Annotated in this window: 18 protein-coding genes and 2 pseudogenes; 6 read left to right on the top strand and 14 right to left on the bottom strand. The window is 69.5% G+C overall.

Features of this window, described 5'->3' with window-relative positions:
- Positions 1 to 85: 85 nt before the first annotated feature.
- Positions 86 to 1,060, top strand: a complete 975-nt coding sequence (locus QR78_RS12980) for an AraC family transcriptional regulator (RefSeq protein ID WP_048427944.1) — start codon at positions 86 to 88, stop codon at positions 1,058 to 1,060.
- Positions 1,061 to 1,375: 315 nt separating this feature from the next.
- Here QR78_RS12980 and QR78_RS12975 read toward each other — a convergent pair.
- Together QR78_RS12975 and QR78_RS12970 are read right to left on the bottom strand one after the other, a co-directional pair.
- A pseudogene (locus QR78_RS12975) lies at positions 1,376 to 2,148 on the bottom strand (SDR family NAD(P)-dependent oxidoreductase).
- Positions 2,149 to 2,209: 61 nt separating this feature from the next.
- On the bottom strand, positions 2,210 to 2,899 hold the full coding sequence (locus tag QR78_RS12970) for an SDR family NAD(P)-dependent oxidoreductase (protein WP_048427943.1): 690 nt from the start codon (positions 2,897 to 2,899) through the stop codon (positions 2,210 to 2,212).
- A 118-nt stretch (positions 2,900 to 3,017) separates the two neighbouring features.
- Between QR78_RS12970 and QR78_RS12965 the strand changes: the two genes are divergently transcribed.
- A complete protein-coding gene (locus QR78_RS12965) occupies positions 3,018 to 3,950 on the top strand; it encodes a LysR family transcriptional regulator (RefSeq protein WP_048427942.1) in 933 nt (310 codons plus the stop codon).
- A 98-nt stretch (positions 3,951 to 4,048) separates the two neighbouring features.
- Here QR78_RS12965 and QR78_RS12960 read toward each other — a convergent pair whose 3' ends face one another.
- The 3 genes from QR78_RS12960 to QR78_RS12950 form a co-directional block, all read right to left on the bottom strand.
- Positions 4,049 to 4,765: an SDR family oxidoreductase gene (locus tag QR78_RS12960; RefSeq protein ID WP_048427941.1), complete on the bottom strand. Its 717-nt coding sequence runs from the start codon at positions 4,763 to 4,765 to the stop codon at positions 4,049 to 4,051.
- A 58-nt stretch (positions 4,766 to 4,823) separates the two neighbouring features.
- The gene (locus QR78_RS12955) at positions 4,824 to 5,498 is read right to left on the bottom strand and encodes a peroxiredoxin-like family protein (RefSeq protein WP_048427940.1); all 675 of its coding nucleotides are present in this window, start codon (positions 5,496 to 5,498) and stop codon (positions 4,824 to 4,826) included.
- A 95-nt stretch (positions 5,499 to 5,593) separates the two neighbouring features.
- Positions 5,594 to 6,229 (bottom strand): glutathione S-transferase family protein, encoded by a 636-nt coding sequence (locus QR78_RS12950; protein WP_048427939.1) that lies wholly within the window; start codon positions 6,227 to 6,229, stop codon positions 5,594 to 5,596.
- Positions 6,230 to 6,385: 156 nt separating this feature from the next.
- Between QR78_RS12950 and QR78_RS12945 the strand changes: the two genes are divergently transcribed.
- The 4 genes and pseudogenes from QR78_RS12945 (at position 6,386) to QR78_RS12930 (ending at position 10,140) form a co-directional block, all read left to right on the top strand.
- Positions 6,386 to 7,288, top strand: a complete 903-nt coding sequence (locus QR78_RS12945) for a LysR family transcriptional regulator (RefSeq protein ID WP_048427938.1) — start codon at positions 6,386 to 6,388, stop codon at positions 7,286 to 7,288.
- Between the two features lie 100 nt (positions 7,289 to 7,388).
- On the top strand, positions 7,389 to 8,159 hold the full coding sequence (locus QR78_RS12940; protein WP_048427937.1) for an enoyl-CoA hydratase/isomerase family protein: 771 nt from the start codon (positions 7,389 to 7,391) through the stop codon (positions 8,157 to 8,159).
- 265 nt (positions 8,160 to 8,424) lie between these two features.
- A pseudogene (locus QR78_RS12935) lies at positions 8,425 to 8,973 on the top strand (alpha/beta hydrolase); the annotation flags it as partial.
- Between the two features lie 219 nt (positions 8,974 to 9,192).
- On the top strand, positions 9,193 to 10,140 hold the full coding sequence (locus tag QR78_RS12930; protein ID WP_048427936.1) for an alpha/beta fold hydrolase: 948 nt from the start codon (positions 9,193 to 9,195) through the stop codon (positions 10,138 to 10,140).
- A 790-nt stretch (positions 10,141 to 10,930) separates the two neighbouring features.
- Here QR78_RS12930 and QR78_RS12925 read toward each other — a convergent pair.
- The 9 genes from QR78_RS12925 to QR78_RS12885 form a co-directional block, all read right to left on the bottom strand.
- Positions 10,931 to 11,932, bottom strand: a complete 1,002-nt coding sequence (locus QR78_RS12925; RefSeq protein WP_048427935.1) for an asparaginase — start codon at positions 11,930 to 11,932, stop codon at positions 10,931 to 10,933.
- A 1-nt stretch (position 11,933) separates the two neighbouring features.
- Positions 11,934 to 12,848: a polysaccharide deacetylase family protein gene (locus tag QR78_RS12920; RefSeq protein WP_048427934.1), complete on the bottom strand. Its 915-nt coding sequence runs from the start codon at positions 12,846 to 12,848 to the stop codon at positions 11,934 to 11,936.
- Between the two features lie 148 nt (positions 12,849 to 12,996).
- Positions 12,997 to 13,989 carry an amidohydrolase family protein gene (locus QR78_RS12915; protein WP_048427933.1) on the bottom strand — a complete coding sequence of 331 codons (993 nt, stop codon included), beginning with the start codon at positions 13,987 to 13,989 and terminating at the stop codon, positions 12,997 to 12,999.
- 17 nt (positions 13,990 to 14,006) lie between these two features.
- Positions 14,007 to 15,509 carry an aldehyde dehydrogenase gene (locus tag QR78_RS12910; protein ID WP_048427932.1) on the bottom strand — a complete coding sequence of 501 codons (1,503 nt, stop codon included), beginning with the start codon at positions 15,507 to 15,509 and terminating at the stop codon, positions 14,007 to 14,009.
- Positions 15,510 to 15,547: 38 nt separating this feature from the next.
- Complete coding sequence (locus QR78_RS12905; protein ID WP_048427931.1) at positions 15,548 to 16,252, bottom strand: ABC transporter ATP-binding protein; 705 nt, start codon at positions 16,250 to 16,252, stop codon at positions 15,548 to 15,550.
- A complete protein-coding gene (locus tag QR78_RS12900; protein ID WP_048427930.1) occupies positions 16,245 to 17,003 on the bottom strand; it encodes an ABC transporter ATP-binding protein in 759 nt (252 codons plus the stop codon). Before QR78_RS12900 ends, QR78_RS12905 begins: the two co-directional genes overlap by 8 nt.
- A gap of 3 nt (positions 17,004 to 17,006) precedes the next feature.
- Positions 17,007 to 18,257: an ABC transporter substrate-binding protein gene (locus tag QR78_RS12895; RefSeq protein ID WP_048427929.1), complete on the bottom strand. Its 1,251-nt coding sequence runs from the start codon at positions 18,255 to 18,257 to the stop codon at positions 17,007 to 17,009.
- A gap of 34 nt (positions 18,258 to 18,291) precedes the next feature.
- Positions 18,292 to 19,260: a branched-chain amino acid ABC transporter permease gene (locus tag QR78_RS12890; RefSeq protein ID WP_048427928.1), complete on the bottom strand. Its 969-nt coding sequence runs from the start codon at positions 19,258 to 19,260 to the stop codon at positions 18,292 to 18,294.
- The gene (locus tag QR78_RS12885; RefSeq protein ID WP_048427927.1) at positions 19,260 to 20,117 is read right to left on the bottom strand and encodes a branched-chain amino acid ABC transporter permease; all 858 of its coding nucleotides are present in this window, start codon (positions 20,115 to 20,117) and stop codon (positions 19,260 to 19,262) included. Before QR78_RS12885 ends, QR78_RS12890 begins: the two co-directional genes overlap by 1 nt.
- Positions 20,118 to 20,132 lie beyond the last annotated feature (15 nt).

Raw genomic sequence — 20,132 nt, 5'->3', positions numbered from 1 at the left:
TTATTATACGGAAATACCTTGATCGACGTCACATAGATCGCTATGGATCGCAAATGCGTTGCGACGAGCGATCCATGGAGGCCGCATGACTTGCACCGTCCTCGCCAGCCTGCTGCCCACCTTGTCCGTGCAGGTCCACGCCTTTGCGTTCTGCGAGATCCAGACCGGCTGGCGGCTGGCGAAGAGCGCCCTGACCGACGCGCTCCTCGTCCACTACGTCCTGGCGGGCTCCGGCTCGATCGTGGTCGCGGATCAGCCGCCGCTGCTCTTTGGCCCAAACAGCATGATCATCCTGCCCCGCGACGTCGATTACTCGATCGGGTCCATGGACGCGGCCAGCACTGTGACGAGCGGGGAGGTGCGGCGGCTCCTTCCCAACGGCCTCGTCGCGTACACGGCGGGAAATGGGAGCCGGGACATCCTCCTGGCCTGCGGGTCGATCTCGGCGAGCTATGCGGGCTCGCTCGGCCTGTTCGACCGCCTGCATGGTCCGCTGGCGGAGGATCTGTCGGCCGACGCCCGGCTGCGCCACGCCTTCGCGTTCATGATCGAGGAGCTGGTCCGGCCCGGCCTCGGCACGCAGGAAGTGACGAGCGCGCTGATGAAGCAGTGCCTGGCGATCCTGCTCCGCGTCCACCTGGAGAAGGGGACCCGGTCGCCGATCTTCGAGGCCCTGCGCGATCCCCGGCTGGTGCCCGCCATCGCGGCGATCCTCGACGCGCCCGGCGCGCCACACACCGTCGACAGCCTCGCCGCGCGCTGCGGACTGAGCCGGACCGGCTTCGCCGAGCGCTTCTCCGCGACCTTCGACGAGGGGCCGATCGAGTTCCTGCAACGGGCGCGCCTGCAACTGGCCGCCAAGCTGCTGACGACGTCGCCGATGCCGGTGAAGGTCATCGCCGAGAGCGTCGGCTACGCCAGCCGCAGCTACTTTTCGCACGCCTTCAAGGCGGCCTATGGCTGCGATCCGAGCACGTACCGCAACCGCGCCGACCCCCTTGCAGAGCCCCTGGCGGATACCGGAACCGGCGACGCCGGGCGGGCTGCCGGCGAGGAGTGAGGGCGCGGGCGGCCGCACCGGCGGCGGACCTGGTCTGAGCATCGAAAGCATCGCTGTCGTCATCCCACGTCACTGTCGCCAAACAGCCGGGTCCGCGAAAGACGCCCGGCGTGCGCTATCGTTCAAATCTGGTGCGGCGAAGGGGAGGAGGTGCGCCAGGGACGCCGACCGGACTATACGCGAGCATATCCGACGCATGACTCGCCCGTCGTTGGAAGAAGTCGCGTTGCGGGACAACGCGAATGCCTGCTCGGCCGAGATGTGTCCTTTGAGGTCCCGTTCGATCGGTTGCGTCGGTCGATCCGAGCCCGATCGTCATCGCGGTAAGGGGACGCCCGTCAGCCGCGCGCAGGCATCCAGAAGCGCGTCCTGGCACGCCTCGTCCCGCGTGAGCGGGTCCGGCTCGCGCATCGCCCGGTGGTAGAAGTAGTGTCCCGTCGAGTGGGCGAGGGGCTCGTCGCTCACGGCCGGCCAAGCCTGGGTAGTGTGAGCCTGGGCCAGGTCGTCCGGTGCGCCCGGACCGCCCATCCGCGTCGGGACCCATCCCGGCTCGAGCGCGTTCGCCCGCACGTCCGGCCACCGGCGCGCAACCCCGAAGGCGAGCGCCACGTCGAGGAACTTGCTCTCGGCGTAGGCCTGCGACCCGTTCCAGCGCCGCCGCTCCCATTGAAGGTTGTCCATGTCCGGCCCCCCCCGGGATGCATGCCGGAGCTCAGGTAGACCCGCCGGTCGGGGCGCTCGATCAGGGCAGTCAGGAGGTAGGGGGTGAGCACGTTGATCGCGAAGAGGTGGGACAGCCCGTCCGCGGTCGGGATCCGGCGGGGCTCGCGGTAGCCGATCCCGACATTGTGGATGACGGCGTCGAAGCGACCGGTCGCGTTCGCCTGCGCGGCGACCGCCCGCATCGCGGCGATCGTCACGACGTCGCCGATCAGGATGCCGGCCGCCTCCGGCAGCGCTCGGCAAGCCGCCTCGTCGCGCGCGTCGCTGCGGGCATGCAGCACGACCCCGTGCCCTTCGCGGGCGAGGTGCTGCCCGGCCATGAGGCCGAGCCCGTCCGCGGACCCGGTGATGAGGATGCGTGCCATGATGGTCCTCCGGTCAGAGCATCGGCGGCCGTGCCGCCAGGGTCGCGTCGGCGGCACCCGGTCACCAGGGAAGCGGCGCGCCGAACCGGTCGACGTAGCGCAGGCCCGCACGGCCCCGGTTCGCCTCGATCATGTCGACGACGCGCGGGATGCTCTCCTCGATCGAGAGCAGCGCGTCGCTGCCGCCCATCTCGGTCCGCACCCAGCCCGGGGCGACCAGCAGCACCGCGTGCCCGTCATCGGCGTGCTTGGCCGCGTAGCCCTTCATCAGCATGTTGAGCGCGGCCTTGCTGGAGGAATAGAGCTGCCACCCGCCCGTGGCGTTCGCGATGCTGCCGAGTTCCGAGGTCATGATCGCGATGGTGCCCCCGGCCGGCACCAGGTCGCGCAACAGTTCGGCCGCGCGCACGGGCGAGAACGCGTTGGTCAGCATCATGTCGAGGAAGTCCGCCTCGCTCGCGCTGGCCGGGCTCGCCTCGATGGCCCGCGCGATGCCGGCGTTGACGAACAGGACGTCGACGCGCCGTCCGTCGAGCCGCCGGCGGAGTGCCTGGATGGTGGCGGCCTGGTTGATGTCGACGCTCTCGACCTCGAGGCTGCCGGGAAAGCGGGCTGTCAGCGCGTCGAGGCCTGCGGAGTGACCGCGCGCCGTGGCGATCACGCGCGAGCCGCGCCCGAGCCATTCCTCCGCGAGCGCGAGCCCGAGGCCGCGCGAGGCACCGACGACGAGTGCCGTTGCGTGCTGTGTCATGCGAAGCTCCTACGAATCTGCTGCCGATTCCATGGCGCACCAACTCTTCCGAGATGAGCGCCGATCTGTCAGAACAATCCGGACCTGAAGTCATGGAACGATCCGGAGTCATGGCCCGATGCCCTACGATGGCCGGCTGCTGGCCGGCGTGACGGTGCTCATGGCGGTGGTCGAGGCCGGGACCATGACCCGGGCCGCCGAGGCGCTCGGGCTGACCCAGTCGGGCGTGGGGCGCGCCATCCAGCGGCTGGAGGCGCGCCTCGGCGTACGCCTTCTCGATCGCACCACCCGGACCCTGCGGCTCACCGACGAGGGGCGGCTTTTCTGGGAGCGGGTCGGGCCGCTCCTCGACGGCATCGAGGCGGCGGCGCTCGACGCGGCGGGCAGTGCCCGGACGGTGCGCGGGCGCCTGAGAGTCAACGTCGATCCCTTCTTCTCGCGACTGGTCCTGTCGCGCGAGCTGGCGCGCTTCCTCGAGGCCCACCGCGAGTTGCGGCTCGAACTCATCATGCGCGACCAGATCGGCGACCTCGTCGCCGACGGCTTCGACATGGCGTTGCGCTTCGGCGAGCCGCCGGTCGTGGGGTTTTCCGCCCGCAAGCTCCTGGGGACCCGGATCCTGACGGTCGCCTCGCCCGCCTACCTCGCGGCGCACGGCCGCCCGGCGCATCCGCGCGACCTCCTCGATCACGCCTGCATCGACTACCAGGACCCGCTCACCGGACGCCCGTTCGCATGGGAGTTCCGCCGCGGCGACGAGGTGCTGCCGGTGCGCCAGCCGGCGCGGCTGATGGTGTCGGACGTCGAGACGATGATCGGTGCCTGTTGCGAAGGGGCCGGCATCGCCCAGGTCATGCAGCTCGGCACCCGGCACATCCTCGGCCAGGGCCGGCTCGTCGAGATCTTCCCGGACTGGCCGGGCGAGACCTTTCCCCTCTACGCGATCTACCCGTCGCGGCACCACCGGGCCGCCAAGGTCCGGGTGTTCACGGAATGGTGCCTGACGCTGCTCGGCGGGGAGACCGAGCTCGATGCGGACGCGACGCGCTGACGGATGTCTAGGCAGAGTTGCACGGGGCAACTCTGCCTAGATTCTTGTTTTCGCATCATTTTCGTTGCCGAACCGGTGACCACTTCGGCGAATGATGCTTAGAACGCCGCCTTGCCGATCGAGGCGCCGCCATCGACGTGGAGCGTCTGGCCGGTCATGAACGCCGCCCCGTCCGACATCAGGAAGGCGATGGCCGCGGCGATCTCGTCGGGCCGGCCGAACCGCCCCATCGGCACGCCGGCGAGGTAGCGCCGCTCGCCTTCGCTGCCCGGCGGGTTGTTGGCGCGAAACAGCTCCGTCTCGGTCGGACCCGGCGCCACCGCGTTGACGGTGATCCCGGTCGCGGCGAGTTCGAGCGCCCAGGAGCGGGTGAAGCTGACGAGCGCCGCTTTCGCGGCCGCATAAGCCGTGCGCTCGACGCTGCCGAGGATCGTGAGGCTCGCGATGTTGACGATCCGGCCAAAGCCGCGCTGCCGCATCCCCGGCAGGGCCGCCTGCACCGCCTGGAGCGCGGGGTGGAGGTTGACGCGCAGCACCTCGTCGAGCGCCGAGAGTTCGACCGCTCCGAGCCGCTGCGGCCGCACGAGGCCGACATTGTTGACCACGCCGTCGAAGGCATGGCGCTGGGACAGGTCGGCGAGGATCGCCGCGGTCGCGGCGTCGTCGGCGAGGTCGGCCGCCACCAGCGTGCCGGGAAAGCCCTCGGCGCTGTGGCGCGCGAGGCCGACGACGTGATGGCCGTCGCCCGCGAGACGGTGCGCGAGGGCGAGCCCGATGCCCTTGCTGGCACCGGTGACGAGGAAGGTCCGGGACATCTCAGGTTTCCTTCTTGTGGGAGCGCCCGGCCGCCCCTTGCGGCCCGGGCGCGAGGGGTCAGGCGGAAACGGCGAGGGCCCTGCGGAGCACCGGCAGCATGTCCTCGGGCTCGGGCCGGCGGGTGTAGTCCGGGTTCACCTCGGCGTAGAGGATCGTCCCGTCCTGCCCGATCACGAAGCGTCCAGGCATCGGCAGGCTCCAGCTTTCGTCGCCGTTGAACGCCGGCAGGTCGTTCTTTAGGCTCTTGTAGAGCTCGACCAGGTAACTGGGCAGCGCGAAGCGCAGGCCGAAGGCGGCGGCCACCGCATTGTGCGGGTCCGACAGGATCGGAAAGGCGAGCGCGTTCTGGCGGACCGATTTTCGGCTGTTGGCCGCGCTCTGCGGCGAGATCGCCACGAGGCGCGCCCCGAGCCTCCGGAACTCCGGCAGGGCCTCCTGGAGCGCCTGGAGCTCCATGTTGCAGTAGGGGCACCACACCCCTCGGTAGAAGCTGACCACCAGCGGCCCGCGGGCCAGCAGGTCGGCGGAGGCGACGGGCCGCCCGTCGGGATCGTCGAGGGTGAAGGCCGGTGCCCGGTCGCCGGCCTTCAGGGCGCGGGCAGCCACTCCCGAAGCGATCAGCTCGGCAGTGGCCCTTCGCATCGTCTCGATCACGGAGGGCGGGACGTTGTAGGGCGGCTTGCCGGCCTGGAAATCGGCCTTGAAGGCATCGAGCTTGGCTTGGAGAGTCATGGATCGGCTCCTGGACGAAGGGTTGGGGGCACCAGCCATCCGCGTCGGGCTCAGGGCAGCTGCGGAGAGGCCTGCGGAGAGAGGACGGATCCCGGTCAGGCCTGCGGGACGAGGGCGTTCACCCGCTCGACCGCGCGCTGCACGGCGGGACGCGCCGACACGGCCTCGTACCAGCGGGCGACGTAGGGCATGTCGTCGAGGCCGACGCCCGCGAAGTCGCGCCGCCACAGCCAGCCGAAATGCGCAATGTCGGCCACCGTGAACGCGTCGCCGGCGACGAAGCAGCGCTCGGCCAGCACGCCGTCGAGCACGGCCAGCGTCCGTCTCGCCTCGGCCGAGAAGCGCGCGATGGCGAGGGGCTGCGGCTCGGAAGCCTGGCGCTGGAAGAAGCCGGCCTGGCCGAAGGCCGGTCCGAGCCCGGAGGCGTGGAAGAACAGCTGCTCGAACACCCGCGCCCGGCCCTCGCCAGCGGCCGGAAGCAGCTGGCCGCTCGTCTCGGCGAGGTAGACCAGGATCGCGGCGGATTCGGTCAGGACCAACCGGCCTCCGGCCGCAGCGGGATCGACCAGGACCGGCACCTTCGCGTTGGCGTTCAACGCGATGAAGTCCGGCGCCTTCTGCTCGCCGCGGCGCACGTTCACGCCGTGCAGGTGGTAGGGGAGACCGAGTTCCTCCAGCGCGATCGGCACCTTGATGCTGTTGGGCGTGGCGAAGGCGTAGACCTCGAACATGGCAACCGGGCTCCGGACGGGCCACCGCGGCTCTCGCGGTGGGAACGGTCACCGTGATGCTCCTCGGGCGATGGACGGGGCAGCCGGCCGGAGGCGATAACGCTCATTCCCAGGAGGAATGACCTCCCGGGAGCAACGATTGACGGGGGAAGCGACTTGGACCGCTACCAGGCGATGGCGACCTTCGTGCGGGTGGTCGAGGCCGGCTCGTTCTCAGGGGCCGCGCGGCTCCTCAACGTCGGCCAGCCCGCCGTCTCGAAGACGATCGCGCAGCTGGAGAACCGGCTTCAGGTCAGCCTGCTCCTCCGCTCGACCCACGGCCTGAGCCCGACGGAAGCTGGCCTGCGCTTCTACGAGCGGGCGCGGGCGGCCATCACTGAGGCCGACGAGGCTGAACTCGCCGCCCGCGGCGCGGGAGCCGGGCTCGCGGGCCGTCTGCGGGTGTCCGCGGCGACTACCTTCGCTCGGCTCCACGTGGTCCCGATGCTGCCGCGCTTCCTCGACCAGCATCCCGACCTCGACATCGAGGTGATCCTCGACGACCGGGTGATCGACCTCGTGAGCGAGGGGGTCGACCTGTCCCTGCGCATGGGGGCACTGCCGGATTCCGCTGCCGTGGCGCGCCGGCTCGCGACCGGCGCGCGCTCGGTGCTCGCCACCCCCGGCTACCTTGCCCGGGCGGGCGAGCCGCACGCGCCCGCGGATCTCGCCGAGCACGAGGCGGTGATCTACAGCCAGCAGCCCGAGATCTGGGCCTTCACCCGGGAGGGCACCGAGATCTCGGTGGCGGTGCGCGGGCGCGTGCGGGTCAGCGCGGCCGAGGGCCTGCGCGCGGCGGTCCTCGCTGACATCGGCCTCACCATCGCGTCCGACTGGATGTTCGCCCCCGAGCTCGCGAGCGGCGCGGTACGGCGGCTGCTCCTGCCCTGGAGCCTGCCCGCCATCGACCTGTGGGCGGTGTTCCCCACCGGGCGCATGGCGAGCACCAAGGCCCGGCTCTTCGCCGGCTTCGTCGAGGCGGTGATGGCGGACGCGGCCGCCCATTCCGTGCCGGCATAAGCCTTATCGCTACGCGCCGTCATCCGTCTCCGGGTGTAAGCCCTTAACTCGTCCTCACGCCGACCGGACCAGGGCCGGCACGACAACGAGGACAGCCTCCATGGCCCGCTTCGACAGCTACCGCGACGCCTTCCCCAATGCCCGCCTGACCCGCAAGCCGAACGGCGTTCTGGAGGTCGTGCTGCACAGCGAGGGCGGCAAGCTCGTCTTCGACGGCCACACCCACGAGCAATTCGTCGACCTGTTCCACGCCATCGGCGAGGACCGCGACACCCGCGCGGTGATCCTGACCGGATCGGGCGACGCGTTCATGGACGCGATCAGCCCCGAGGGCTTCGACTTCTTCACGCCCCAGGGCTACGACAAGATTTTTCGCGAGGGCCGCAAGGTGCTCGGCAACATCCTCGACATCGAGGTGCCGATGATCGCCGCGCTCAACGGCCCGGTGCTGCTGCACAGCGAGTACGCGCTCCTGACCGACATCATCCTGGCGACGCCCGAGACGGTGTTCCAGGATAAGCCGCACTTCGAGTTCGGCATCGTGCCGGGCGACGGGATGCATATCCTGTGGCCGGAGGTGATCGGCTCGATCCGCGGGCGGTACTTCCTGCTGACGCGGCAGATCCTCGATGCGCGGACTGCCCAGGATTGGGGCGTCGTCAACGAGATCGTCCCGCGGGACCGGCTGCTGGCGCGGGCGCACGAGATCGCCGACGGCATCGCCGCGCTGCCGCCGCTCACCGGACGCTACACCCGGATCGCGCTGACGCAGCGCCTGCGCCGGCTCGTCGAGGAAGGCACCGGCTACGGCTTGGCGCTCGAGGGCATCAGCGCCGCCGACGTGGCGAGGCGCATGGCCGCCCAGGCCTGAGCGTCGGCCCACTCGGAACCGATGCACGGCTCACCGTGCGAGCGAGGAGAGCGCGATGAGCCGTTCTCGCGTTCGTACGGCCGCTGTCTCGTACCCTCGCGCTTTCGGACAGGTCTGTTCGAGGGTGCGACGTCGTCATGCAGATGATGTGACCGGCTGTCCGGCCGCCCGGGAAACGATCGTCCCGAGTCGAACGGCGGACCGGCTCCTACGCGTACGCGACGATGGTACCCAGGGATGCGCGAATGCGCGGCGTCGCGAAGTCGACTACGGCGCGCCCACCGGCTTCCGCGTGGCCATGGCGCACCCGGAGTGGGTGACCGCCCTCATCTCGCAGAACGGCAACGCCTACGAGGAAGGCTTGAGCGAGGGGTGGAACCCGATCCAGCGTTACTGGCGCGACCGGAGCGAGGCCAACCGGCAGGCCCTGCGCGAATTGCTGACCCCTGCCTCGATCCGCTGGCAGTACGAGCACGGCGTGCCCGACACGTCGCTGGTCTCGCCGGATGGGAGCGCCCTCGACGCCTGGTACATCCAGCGGCCGGAGGTCGACGAGATCCAGCTCGACCTGTTCGGCGACAATGCCAGCAACGTGGCGCTCTACCCCGCCTTCCAGACCTATTTCCGCACGCACCGGCCGAGGTTGCTGGCGATCTGGGGCCGGAACGACCCGTTCTTCCTGCCGGCCGGCGCGGAGGCGTTCCGGCGCGATATCCCGGATGCCTAGATCCGGTTCCTTGACACGGGGCACTTCGCCCTGGAGACCCATGCCGCTGTCATCGCGGAGGCCATCGCGGACTTCCTGCATGCCTGAAGAGGATTGTCAGGACGGCGTGGCTAGCTCCATCCTGACTTTCCGCCGGTTCGGGCAAGACAATCGTCCCCGAAAGGAAGCTTTCCGTTGAGTGCTAGGCGCGACCCGGTACCTCGCTGGGGGCTCGCAGTGAACGTGGGGCGGGGGTCTCGGCGTGCCAGCCTACGTCCCCGTCGTTCTTCACCAACCGGACCGTGAGACCCTTCAAGGAGGCGAACCATGACGACAGGGACAATCCTTGCAGCCGCCACTGCCCTGATGCTTGGTCAGAGCTCTTCTAAGCCGCTTCCCTCGATTGCGGCCACGACGACGTACCATCGCGTCGCGGTCGACGGCGTCGGCATCTTCTACCGCGAGGCCGGTCCACGGGACGCGCCCACTATCCTGCTACTGCACGGCTACCCGTCGTCGTCGCGGCAATGGGACTCGCTGCTGCCACTGCTCGCTGACCGCTACCACCTGATCGCCCCCGACTACCCGGGATTCGGTCAGAGCGACGCACCATCGCCCGCGCAATACGCCTACACGTTCGACAACTTGGCGGCGACGATGGCGGAATTGGTCGCTCACCTCGGTCTCGAACGATACACGCTCTTCATGCAGGATTATGGGGGTCCGGTCGGCTTCCGCATGGCGATGGCCCGCCCCGAGCGGGTGAGCGCGCTGATCATCCAGAATGCCAACGCCTACACGGAGGGCCTCGGTGCCAAGTGGCGGGGCATCGCCCGGTACTGGGCCGATCCCACGTCCCATCCCGAGCAGGTCGACGCCTTTACCTCGCTCGAGGGTGCCAAGCAGCGCCACCTCGGGACGAGCCCCAATCCCGAGCGCTACAACCCGGACTTATGGAGGGACGAGCACGCCATCCTGGGTCGCCCGGGCGAGCGGGAGATCCAGGCGGCACTCCTCTACGACTATCGCACGAACGTCGCATCCTATCCGGCCTGGCAAGCCTGGATGCGCAAGCATCTGCGGCCGGCCCTCATCCTCTGGGGGCGCTACGACCCCTCCTTCATCGTGCCAGGAGCAGAGGCCTATCTGCGTGATATGCCGAACGCGGAACTTCATCTCCTTGATGCCGGGCACTTCGCATTGGACGAGGCTACGGACGATGTCGCGCGACTGACTCGGGACTTCCTCGGCCGTATCACTGCCGCGGTACCGTGATCGGCCGACTGCCACCCGACTTTAAGCCCAGTAAGGATTCAATCGGGACAACGGCGACGCTGTCCTCAGCATTCAATTTCGAAAATGTGCGCCGACGATTGCAATGTCCGCTCACAAGTGGCAAGCAGCTCAAGTACTGCTGTACGCTGGAAGTCCGCTTATGGCGCGATGCGGACACTCGCTACCAAGGTGCAGGGGTTGTTGCCGCGAGCAAGACGAGCAACGAGATCACGAGGTCGCGTCTCACGCGCCGGAGGTTCCGTATGAAGGTGCTCCAGCCGCCTAGCTCGTTCGTCATACGAAATCCAACTGATTGCTTCGCAATGCGAATTCCGGCCCCGCTCAAGCGCCGTGCGGGCTTGTGACACCAAATCCGGAAGCGATCTTCCGGGTTTGGTATCATACGGTTGTCGGTCGCTCGCTTCGCGATACCCGATACGGTTTCACTCAAACGACGCGCGTGCTCGTGGTGCAATCGTCGAAAGTGATGCCATTTCCGGACGATTCCTTGCGGAAACGGTATCACAAGCCCGCTTGGCGCCTCAGCGAGGCCTCTTTCCGCATCGCGAAGCAATCGCTTGGAAAGCGTACGATCGTCCCGGGACCGTATCGCATCACCGAGCACTTCGGACGATCCGCGCACTTCGCGTGTATCGATTTCGCCGGCGCCAGGTCCAACAATCGGGCTGCTTCATCCGTACGGATCAGTGAATGAGTTCATCAACCTCGGCCCCATGGGAGCGCCGCAGCGTTTTCAAGACTGCGATCGCCCGGATGCTTCGATCGCTGGTCACGCGGGCGGGCCGACGGCGCGGAGGCGGAATTCGCGCTCGATCGCCTCGCGGTTCTCTTCGGTGCGCAGCAGGAGCATCAGCAGCAGGCGCGCCTTGAGCGCCGAGAGCGTGCCGGCCGACAGCGCGCCCCGCGTGAGGACGTCGATCTCGGAGCCGGGAAAGCCGTAGGTGCGGGCGAAGACCGGCCCGGTCTCGACCCGGGAGGCGAGCACGATGGGCATCGCCTCGACGAGGTCGGAGACGACTGGTGCGAAGGCGGCCGGCAGGTGACCAACACCCATGCCGGCGACGACGGCCCCGGAGAAGCCGAGGCCGGGGAGGGCGGCGAGCAGGCGTCCGTCGTCGTCGAGGCCCGCCGTCACCAGCGCCACGGCCCGTCCCGGCCCGGACGGGAGGCCGGCGAGCGCAGGCAGGCGCGGCGTGCGGGCGTGGAAGCACGCCTCGCCCTCGATCACCAGCCCAATTGGCCCGCCAAGGGGCGAGCGGAAGGCGGAGGGCAGGGCGGTATGCGCTTTCTGGACGAGGCGGGCGGCGTGGATCTCGTCGTTGAGGACGACGAGGACGCCCCGCCGGCGCGCCGCCGTGCTCGCCGCCACGGTCGTGGCCGCCAGGAGGTTGGCCGGTCCGTCGGCGCCCGCGGCCTGCGGGCCGCGCATGGCGCCGGTGACGACCACCGGCTCGTCGCCGCCGATCAGGGCGTCGAGGACGAAGGCCGTCTCCTCGATCGTGTCGGTACCCTGGATGACGACGGCGCCGTCGACGTCCCCGGCGAGCCGCTCGCGCAGCAGCGCCGCGACGGCGACGAGGTCGTCGAGGACGAGGGAGGGGCCCGGCTTGCGCAGCGGAGACAGCGCCTCGATCGCCGCGACGGCCTCGATCCCGGGCACGGCGGCGACGAGGTCGGCCGCGCTCAGGGTCGGCACGATGCCGCCGCTCTCCGACCGCGTCATGGTGATCGTGCCGCCGAGCGACACGAGCAGGACCTTCGGCAGGGCCATGTCAGGGCTCCGTCGCGGGCGGGCGGCTGGGCGCGGTCTGCCCGCGGTACCAGTCGAGGATCTCCGCACCGGTCCAGGTCACTACGCCCTCGTGGCCGAGGATGTAGTCGTAGAGCTGTTCGAGAAACTTGATCCGGTGCGGCACGCCGGTCAGGTAGGGGTGGATCGAGATCGCCATCACCCGGGGGGCCGTCGCGCCTTCGAGGTAGAGGCGGTCGAACTGGTCGCGGCCGCGGCGCAGGATCTCGTCGGAGGGCTGCTGCTGCACCGCCGAGATGACGACGTCGTTGATCTCGACCGTATAGGGCACCGAAACGATCGCGCCGGCGCGGGTGCGCAGAGGCACCGGCTGGTCGTCGAGCACCCAGTCGGCGACGTACTCGATGCCGGCCTCGGCGAGCAGGTCGAGGGTCTCGTCGGTCTCGGTCAGGCCCGGACTCTCCCAGCCCCGCGGCGCCCGGCCCGTGAGCGCCCGGATCGCCTCGATCGTGTCGCGGATCGCAGCTTTCTGGTCATCGACCTTGTGCATCGGGCGCTGCACGAAGCCGTGGCCCATGAAGTCCCAACCGGCGTCGCGCGCCGCCTCGCAGGCCTCGCGGTAGATCGTGCAGGCGGTGCCGTTTACCGCGAAGCTGGCCTTCAGGCCGCGGGACGACAGGGTCTCGAGGAAGCGCCAAAACCCGACCCGCATCCCGTATTCGTGCCAGGCCCAGTTCGGCACGTCGGGTAGGAGCGGCTGGCCCATCGGCGGCGGCAGCACCGCGCGCGGCATCGCGCCGGTCGGCATCCAGTTCTCGACGTTGACGATGGTCCAGACAGCGATTCGTGCGCCCCCCGGCAGCGCCAGGGGCGGGCGCCGGTGGATCGGTACGTAGTCGAGGCGGCGGCGGATGCCGGCGCCGATCGCGTCGCTCATGTCGTATCCTTCCGCTTCTAAGCATCATTCGCCGAAGTGGTCCCCGGTTCGGCGACGAAAATGATGCAAAAATAAGAAACTAAGCAGAGTTGCGCCATGCAACTCTGCTTAGTCGTCCGGAAAAGGAGCGCCTGACGGCCCGCCCGCCTCAGCAGCTTTCGCACAGGAGCGTCAGGGCGGTGCGGCAGCACAGGCAGTCGCGCTCCTCCGGCGTGATCCCCGGTACGGCCTCGATCGTGCCGGCGGGATCGGTATCCGCCATGTCGAAGGGCGCATCGGTGCCGATGCAGACGTGGTCGGCCCCGACGAGGTCGATGAGGTAGCGCAGGGCTTGCGGGTCGAAGACCAGGCTGTCGAAGTAGACCTGCCGCAGAAGATCCTTCGGCGAGGAGCCGGAGCGGGCGCGGGTCTCGCTTCGAACCTTGTGGCCGTGAACAAGGCGGCCGATCTGGTAGGGCGTGAAGCCGCCGCCATGGGCGAGAACGAGCTTCAGCTCGGGCAAGTCGTCGAGGGCGCCGGAGAACATCAGGTTCGCCAGCATCACGGTGGTGTCGAGCGGGTTCCCGATCAGGTTCGTGAGATAGTAATCCTGGAGTCCCGCCTTGGCGCCGACATAGTAGGGATGAGCGAAGACGAAGGCCTTGAGCTCGGCGGCCCGGCGCAGGAGCGGGCGGAAGCGCTCCTCCGCCAGCTGAGCGCCCTCGATCGAGGTGCCGATCTCGACCGCCTTGAACCCGTGGTCCCGGACCACGCGCTCGAGTTCGGCCACCGCCGCGTCGGGGTGCTGCATCGGCACGCTCGCCATGCCGCGCAGGCGGTCGGGGCTCTCCGACACCATCTCGGCGATGCCGTCGTTGACGAGGCCGGCCACCTGCAAGGCGAGGTCGGCATCGGCCCAGTAGTAGAACATCGGCGGTGCCGGCGAGATCACCGAGACGTCGATGCCCTTGCGGTCCATCGATTCGAGCTTGGCGTCCGTGCGATGGAACTCGGGGAAGAGGGGATAGACGTAGCCCTGGTCGTGCACGACCTTGCGGGCGTCGCCCGCTCCCTCGACACGGGCGCGGAACCGCTGCGGGTCGGCGGCGATCGCCGCGACGATGCGGGGCGGGATGACGTGGCTGTGGATGTCGATCTTCATCGGACGCTCTTCCCGGCTCAACTGTAGCGCTTATCGCGCCCGTCCTCGGCGTACCAGTCAAAGGGTTCGTCCGAGAGGTTGACGATGATGTTCTGGATTTGCGTGTACTCCTCGTAGGCGATGAGGCCGTTCTCGCGCCCGAGACCGCTCATCTTGAATCCGCCCCAGGGCGAGGACGGGTCGATGCGGTGGTGGTCGTTGATCCAGGTGATGCCGCTCTGGAGCCGGTGCGCGACCCGGTGGGCGCGGGCGAGGTCGTGGGTCCAGATCGATGTGGCGAGGCCGAACTCGGTGCCGTTGGCGAGCGCCACCGCTTCCTCCTCGGTGTCGAAGGGGATGACGCAGACCACCGGCCCGAAGATCTCCTCCTGGGCGATCCGCATCCCGTTGGTGACGTTCGTGAACACCGTGGGCTCGTGGTAGTACCCGGCCTCGAACGCCGCGCCTTCCGGCCGACGGCCGCCGGCGGCGAGGGTCGCGCCTTCCTCGATCCCGATCCTGACGTAGCGCTCGACGAGGGCCCGCTGCTTGTCGGAGACGAGCGGCCCCATCTGTGTCGCGGGGTCCTGCGGATCGCCGATGCGGATCGCGCGGGTGCGTGCGACGAGGGCGTCGACGACGGCGTCGTGCACCGAGCGGTGGACGAGGAGGCGCGCGCCCTGCACGCAGGTCTGGCCGGTGGCGATGAACGAGGCGAACAGGGTCGCGGCGACGCAGCGGTCGAGTGTCACGTCGGGGAACACGATCACCGAGGCCTTACCGCCGAGCTCGGCGGCGACGCGGGTGAGGTTGCGCCCGGCGATGCCCGCCACCGCCTTGCCGGTCTCGGTGCCGCCGGTCAGGTCGATCTTGGCGATGCGCGGGCTCGAGGCGAGCGCGAGGCCGGCGGTGGCGCCGTAGCCCGGCACCACGTTGTAGACGCCGTCCGGCACGCCGGCCTGCTTGAGGATCTCGCCCAGCAGGAGCGGCGTCACCGGGGCGAGCTCGCTCGGCTTGACCACCATGGCGTTGCCCGCCGCCATCGCGGGGGCGACCTTCTTGGTCAGGATCAGCAGCGGGTGGTTCCAGGGCGTGACGTGGCCGACCACGCCGAGGGGCACGCGGCGGGTGTAGTTTAGGAAGCTGCCGCCGAAGGGCGGCACCGTGTCCTCGTGGGTGCGCGCCACGGCGCCGAAGTAGCGGAACCACTCCGGCAGGCGGGCGAGCTGCGCCGCCATCTCGCGCCGCGGCCGGCCGATCTGGTCGACCTCGATCCGCACGAGCTCCGGCAGCCGCTCGGCGAGGAGGTGGGCGGCCCGGTGCATGATGTCGCCGCGCTCGGCACCGGTCAGGCCGCCCCAGCGCGGGGCGGCGCGCTCCGCGGCGTCGAGGGCGGTCTCGATGTCGGACGCGTCGCCCTCGGCGACCTCGGCGCAGATCGTGCGGTCCTTTGGGTTCTCGACCGCGATGGTGCGGCCGGTCGAGGCGGGCTGGTAGCGCCCGTCGATGTAGAGGCCGAGCGGGCCTGCGGCTGTCGTCATCGATCCGTGTCCTGGATACGTCGGTTCCTCGGCGCGCGTCAGTGGACGCCGAGGTAGCGGGTCAGCCGGTCGGGATCGGCGGCGACCGCGGCAGCGTCCGCCTCAAACACGACGCGGCCGGTCTCGAGCACGTAGACGCGGTCGGCGACCGCGAGGGCGGAGTAGAGGTTCTGCTCGACGAGCAGGATGCCGAGCCCCTCCGCCTTGAGCCCGGCGATGACGCCCTCGAGATGCTGCACCATCACGGGGGCGAGGCCCTCAGAGGGCTCATCCATCAGGATCAGTTCTGGATCGAGCATCAGGGCGCGGCCCACCGCCAGCATGCCGCGCTCGCCACCCGAGAGTTGGTTGCCGCGGTTGTTGCGCCGCTCGGCTAGGCGCGGGAACAGCGAAAAGACGCGTTCGACCGTCCAGCTCGCAGCATTGCGCGCAGGCTTCAGCATCGTCAGGTGCTCGGTCACGGTGAGCGAGGGGAAGAGCCGGCGCCCCTGCGGCACGAGGGCGATCTTTCGCTCAGCGACCTCGTGCGCCCTGAGCCCGGTGATCGCCTCACCCTTCCAGGCGACGCTGCCGCCGCGTACCTGTGGCGTGGACAGGCCCATCACCGAGCGGATCAGGCTCGTCTTGCCCATGCCGTTGCGGCCGAGTAGCGCCACGACCTCGCGCGGGCGGACATCGAGCGAGGCCCCGTGCAGCACGTGGGCGTCGCCGTAGAAGCTGTGCAGATCGCGGATCTCAAGCATGGGGGCGCGCCCGTCCGAGGTAGACGTCCTGCACGTCGCGGTTCTGGCGGATCTCGCCTGGCGCGCCCTCGGCGAGGAAGCGACCGTTGCTGAGGCAGGTGACCCAGTCGACCAGCGACAGGACGAGGTCCATGTCGTGCTCGATCAGCACGATGGTGATGGTGGCGGGCAGCGAGCGGATCACGTCGGCGACGATGACCCGCTCAGCGGGGGAGAGCCCGGCCGCCGGCTCGTCGAGGAGCAGGAGGCGGGGGGCGGTGGCGAGCGCCATCGCCATCTCGAGCTGGCGCTGCTCGCCGTAGGAGAGCTCGCGCACCAGCGCCCGGGACCGCCCGGAAAGGCGGGTGAGGCCGAGCGCCCGCTCGGCCGCGGCGTGTTCCTCGTCGGACAGGACGGCCGAGCCGAAGAACGAGAACTTGCGGCCCGAGAGCCCGCGCAGCGCGATCTCCATGTTCTGGTGCACGGTGAGCGTCGGGAACAGGTTGGTGATCTGGAAGGTCCGCCCGATGCCGAAGGCCGCGCGCCGGTGCGGGGCGGCCCGCGTGACGTCGCGGCCCTCGACCGTGACCCTGCCCGAGGTCGCCCGCACGACCCCCGTGATGGCGTTGAATAGGGTCGTCTTGCCGGCGCCGTTGGGGCCGATGATGGCGCGCCGCTCGCCCGGCCGGACGGCGAGCGAGACGCCGTCGACCGCCTTGAGCCCGCCGAAGCGGACGCCGACGCCGTCGAGCCGGAGGAGGTGCTCCGTCACGCGTCAGGCCTTCTTGATGCCCTGGAAGTCGCGCGAGTACGGCGGCTGCTTCATGAAGGTCTCCGGGTCGTAGTGCCAGAACTGCGACACCTGCGGGTAGGTGGCGATCGGAACGTTCCAGTACTTGCCGTCCTTGTTCTTGACGACCTTGCGGATGAACACGTCGTAGACAGGATTGCCGTAGGCGTCGAAGTGGACCGGCTTGCCGAGCGGGCTGTCCGGTAGGTCGGTCTTGAGCACGGTGTCGAGGAACAGGGGTCGGTCTTCGACCTTGCCGCCGATCGCCTCGATCGCCTTGGCGACCCACATCGCGCCGACATAGTGCGAGAAGGCGTAGAGCGATGGGATCTTGCCGAACTTGCCCGAATACGTCTTGACGAAGGCCTGTGTGGCCGGGAGGTCGGCGCCCTCGGCGAAGTGGGCCGCCGTGATCACGCCCTCGCATTCCGGGCCCATGGTGCGGATCACCGACTGGTCGGTAGCGTTCTGGGCGCCGAGCAGCGGCAGCTGCTCCTTGAGGCCGAAGCTCGCGTATTGCTGCAGCAGCCGGGTCGAATCGGCGCCGGTCTCCATCGCGAAGACCACGTCGGCACCGAGGCTGCCGACCTGGCCGAGATAGGGGCTGAAATCGGAGGTGTTAAGCGGGTGCCAGAACTGGCCCACGACCTTGCCGCCGCCCTCGGTGAAGGTCTGGGCGAAGCCCCCGCACTGCTCGTGGCCGAAGGCGTAGTCCTGGGCAATCATCGCGACCTTGCGGTAGCCCTGCTTGAGGGCCCAGTCGGCGAGCGGGCGCGAGAACTGGCTTGCGCTGTAGCCGCCGGCCCGGATGACGTTCCTGATCCGCGCCCGCTGGGTGAGGTCGTCGGCGGCGATGACCGGGATGAAGTACGGCGTGCCGTTGGTCTTGACGTAGTTCGCCACTGCGAGCCCGGTATTGGCCAGCAGGTTGCCGAACAGCATGTCGACCTTCGACTGCTCGACGAGGCGGCGCGCCTTCTGCAGGGCGGTGTCGGGGTTGGAGGCATCGTCCTCGACGATCAGCTCGACCTTGCTGCCGCCGACCTGCCGGCCGCGCTCGTCCCAGAACAGGCTGAACCCGTCGACGATCTCGCGCCCGCCGGCGGCCACCACGCCGGTGAGCGGCGCGAGCAGGCCGATGCGGATCGGTGCGCCCTGCGCCCGCACCAGCCCGGGCATCGGGAACGTGCCGGCCGCCGTCAGCGCCGTCGCCTTGAGGAAGCTTCTGCGGTCCATAGTCGTCTGGTCCTTGTATTCCCGGGCGAAACGGTCAGCGGCGCCGGGCCAGCGCCAGGCGGGCGCGCCCGACGATGCCCTCGGGGGCGAAGATCATGATGAGGATGAAGGCGAGGCCGAGCACGGTCGGCCAGCGCGCGGTGAACAGGCTGACGACGTTCTCGAGTAGGATGATGCAGGCCGCGCCCACGAAGGCGCCGAGCAGCGTCCCGATCCCGCCGGTGATCGCCATCAGGAGCCCGGCGACCGACTGCGACAGCTGCACGGTCGAGGGGCTGACGAAGTCGTTGAACACCGCGTAGAGCGCACCCGCGACTCCCGCGAAGGCGCCCGAGATCGTGAAGGCGAGGAAGAGGTGGAGCGGCACGTTGTAGCCGAGGGCGCGCATCCGGCTCTCGCTGTCGCGGATCCCGCGCAGGGTCATCCCGAACGGCGAGTGCACGAAGCGCCAGATCGCGAAGGTGACCGGCGCCACCACCGCCAGCACCGCGTAGTAGAACGAGACGTGGTCGGCGAGGAAGGCCGGGCGCCCGGCCCCGCGCAGGCCGTTCTCGCCGCCGGTGACGCTCGTCCAGCGCAGGCAGACGCCCCAGACGATCATGCCGAGCGCCAGCGTCAGCAGCAGGAAGTAGACCCCCGAGGTCCGGATCGCCAGGAGGGCGAACAAAGCCGCGAGCGCGGTCGCCGCCAGGATGCCGAGGAGCGCCCCGGCCCAGAGCGAGCCGCCGAGCGTCGTCGTCCAGTAGATCACCACGTAGGTCGAGGCGCCGAAGATCGCGCCATGGCAGAGCGGCGTGCGGCCGGCAAAACCCGCCAGCACGTCGATCGACATCGCCAGCACGGAGAAGATCAGGATCTGCGCGGCGATCGAGACCTGGTAGCCGGGCAGCACCAGCGGCAGCCCGACGAGGGCGACCGCGAGCGCGGCGAGCCAGCCGAGCGTCCGGCCGCGGGGCAGGTTGCGCTCGAGCGGTGGCAGGGTGGAGGCGAGGGGAGCGGTCATCAGGCGGTCCTGCCGAAGAGGCCGAGGGGCCGGAAGGCGAGGATCAGGGCCATCGGCCCGAAGATCACGAAGTAGGCGAGCTCGGGAAACAGCACCTGGCCGATCGCGTTGAGCAGCCCGACGAGGAGCGCCCCGACGCCGGCGCCGACGAGGCTGCCGCGCCCGCCGATGATGACGACGGCGAGCGAGAAGACGAGGATCTCCGCGTCGGCCCCGGGATAGAGCGTCAGGAACGCCCCGCCGACCGCGCCGCCGAGCCCGGCGAGCGCCGCGCCGAGAGCGAAGGTGCCGAGGAAGACCCGACGGATGTTGATGCCCATCGCCTCGACGATCTCCGGGTCGTCGACGCCGGCGCGGATCAGCGCGCCGAGGCGGGTGCGGTTGATCAGGAGCCACAGCGCCGCGAAGACGACGATCCCGAGACCCAGCACGAACAGCCGGAACTTCGGGTAGAACAGCGGGCCGATCCGCGCCGCGCCGCGCAAGGCGTCCGGCACCGGCATGGTGTAGGTGTCACCGCCCCAGATCACGAGGCCGAGGTCGTTGAGCACGAAGGCGATGCCGAGGGTGAGGAGCACCTGGCGCAGCTCGACCCCGCGCACGAAGCGCAGGAGCCCCTGGTCGAGGGCGACGCCGAGGAGTGCCACGCAGGCCATCGCGGCGAGCGTGCCGAGCACGAACGAGCCGGTCGCCTGCGCGGCCGAGTACCCGACGAGGCCGCCGAACAGGTAGAGCGCGCCGTGGGCCAGGTTCACGATGCGTAGGAGGCCGAAGATCAGCGTGAAGCCCGAGGCGACGATGAAGAGCAGCGCCGCGAAGGTCAGGCCGTTGAGGATCTGAAACAGGTTGATGCCCATCAGGGAAGCGTCCTT

This window comes from Methylobacterium indicum (assembly GCF_001043895.1).
In the GTDB taxonomy this organism is placed as follows: Bacteria; Pseudomonadota; Alphaproteobacteria; order Rhizobiales; family Beijerinckiaceae; genus Methylobacterium; species Methylobacterium indicum.
Note: the sequence above shows the minus strand (reverse complement) of the source record. Positions and strands in the feature narration are given on the sequence as shown.

Coding starts and splice junctions, on each gene's coding strand:
- QR78_RS12950 (WP_048427939.1), bottom strand. CDS start 6,229: ATGTTCGAGGTCTACGCCTTCGCCACGCCCAACAGCATCAAGGTGCCG.
- QR78_RS12980 (WP_048427944.1), top strand. CDS start 86: ATGACTTGCACCGTCCTCGCCAGCCTGCTGCCCACCTTGTCCGTGCAG.
- QR78_RS12960 (WP_048427941.1), bottom strand. CDS start 4,765: ATGTCCCGGACCTTCCTCGTCACCGGTGCCAGCAAGGGCATCGGGCTC.
- QR78_RS12955 (WP_048427940.1), bottom strand. CDS start 5,498: ATGACTCTCCAAGCCAAGCTCGATGCCTTCAAGGCCGATTTCCAGGCC.
- QR78_RS12915 (WP_048427933.1), bottom strand. CDS start 13,989: ATGAAGATCGACATCCACAGCCACGTCATCCCGCCCCGCATCGTCGCG.
- QR78_RS12970 (WP_048427943.1), bottom strand. CDS start 2,899: ATGACACAGCACGCAACGGCACTCGTCGTCGGTGCCTCGCGCGGCCTC.
- QR78_RS12890 (WP_048427928.1), bottom strand. CDS start 19,260: ATGACCGCTCCCCTCGCCTCCACCCTGCCACCGCTCGAGCGCAACCTG.
- QR78_RS12965 (WP_048427942.1), top strand. CDS start 3,018: ATGCCCTACGATGGCCGGCTGCTGGCCGGCGTGACGGTGCTCATGGCG.
- QR78_RS12885 (WP_048427927.1), bottom strand. CDS start 20,117: ATGGGCATCAACCTGTTTCAGATCCTCAACGGCCTGACCTTCGCGGCG.
- QR78_RS12930 (WP_048427936.1), top strand. CDS start 9,193: ATGACGACAGGGACAATCCTTGCAGCCGCCACTGCCCTGATGCTTGGT.
- QR78_RS12895 (WP_048427929.1), bottom strand. CDS start 18,257: ATGGACCGCAGAAGCTTCCTCAAGGCGACGGCGCTGACGGCGGCCGGC.
- QR78_RS12925 (WP_048427935.1), bottom strand. CDS start 11,932: ATGGCCCTGCCGAAGGTCCTGCTCGTGTCGCTCGGCGGCACGATCACC.
- QR78_RS12920 (WP_048427934.1), bottom strand. CDS start 12,848: ATGAGCGACGCGATCGGCGCCGGCATCCGCCGCCGCCTCGACTACGTA.
- QR78_RS12910 (WP_048427932.1), bottom strand. CDS start 15,509: ATGACGACAGCCGCAGGCCCGCTCGGCCTCTACATCGACGGGCGCTAC.
- QR78_RS12940 (WP_048427937.1), top strand. CDS start 7,389: ATGGCCCGCTTCGACAGCTACCGCGACGCCTTCCCCAATGCCCGCCTG.
- QR78_RS12905 (WP_048427931.1), bottom strand. CDS start 16,252: ATGCTTGAGATCCGCGATCTGCACAGCTTCTACGGCGACGCCCACGTG.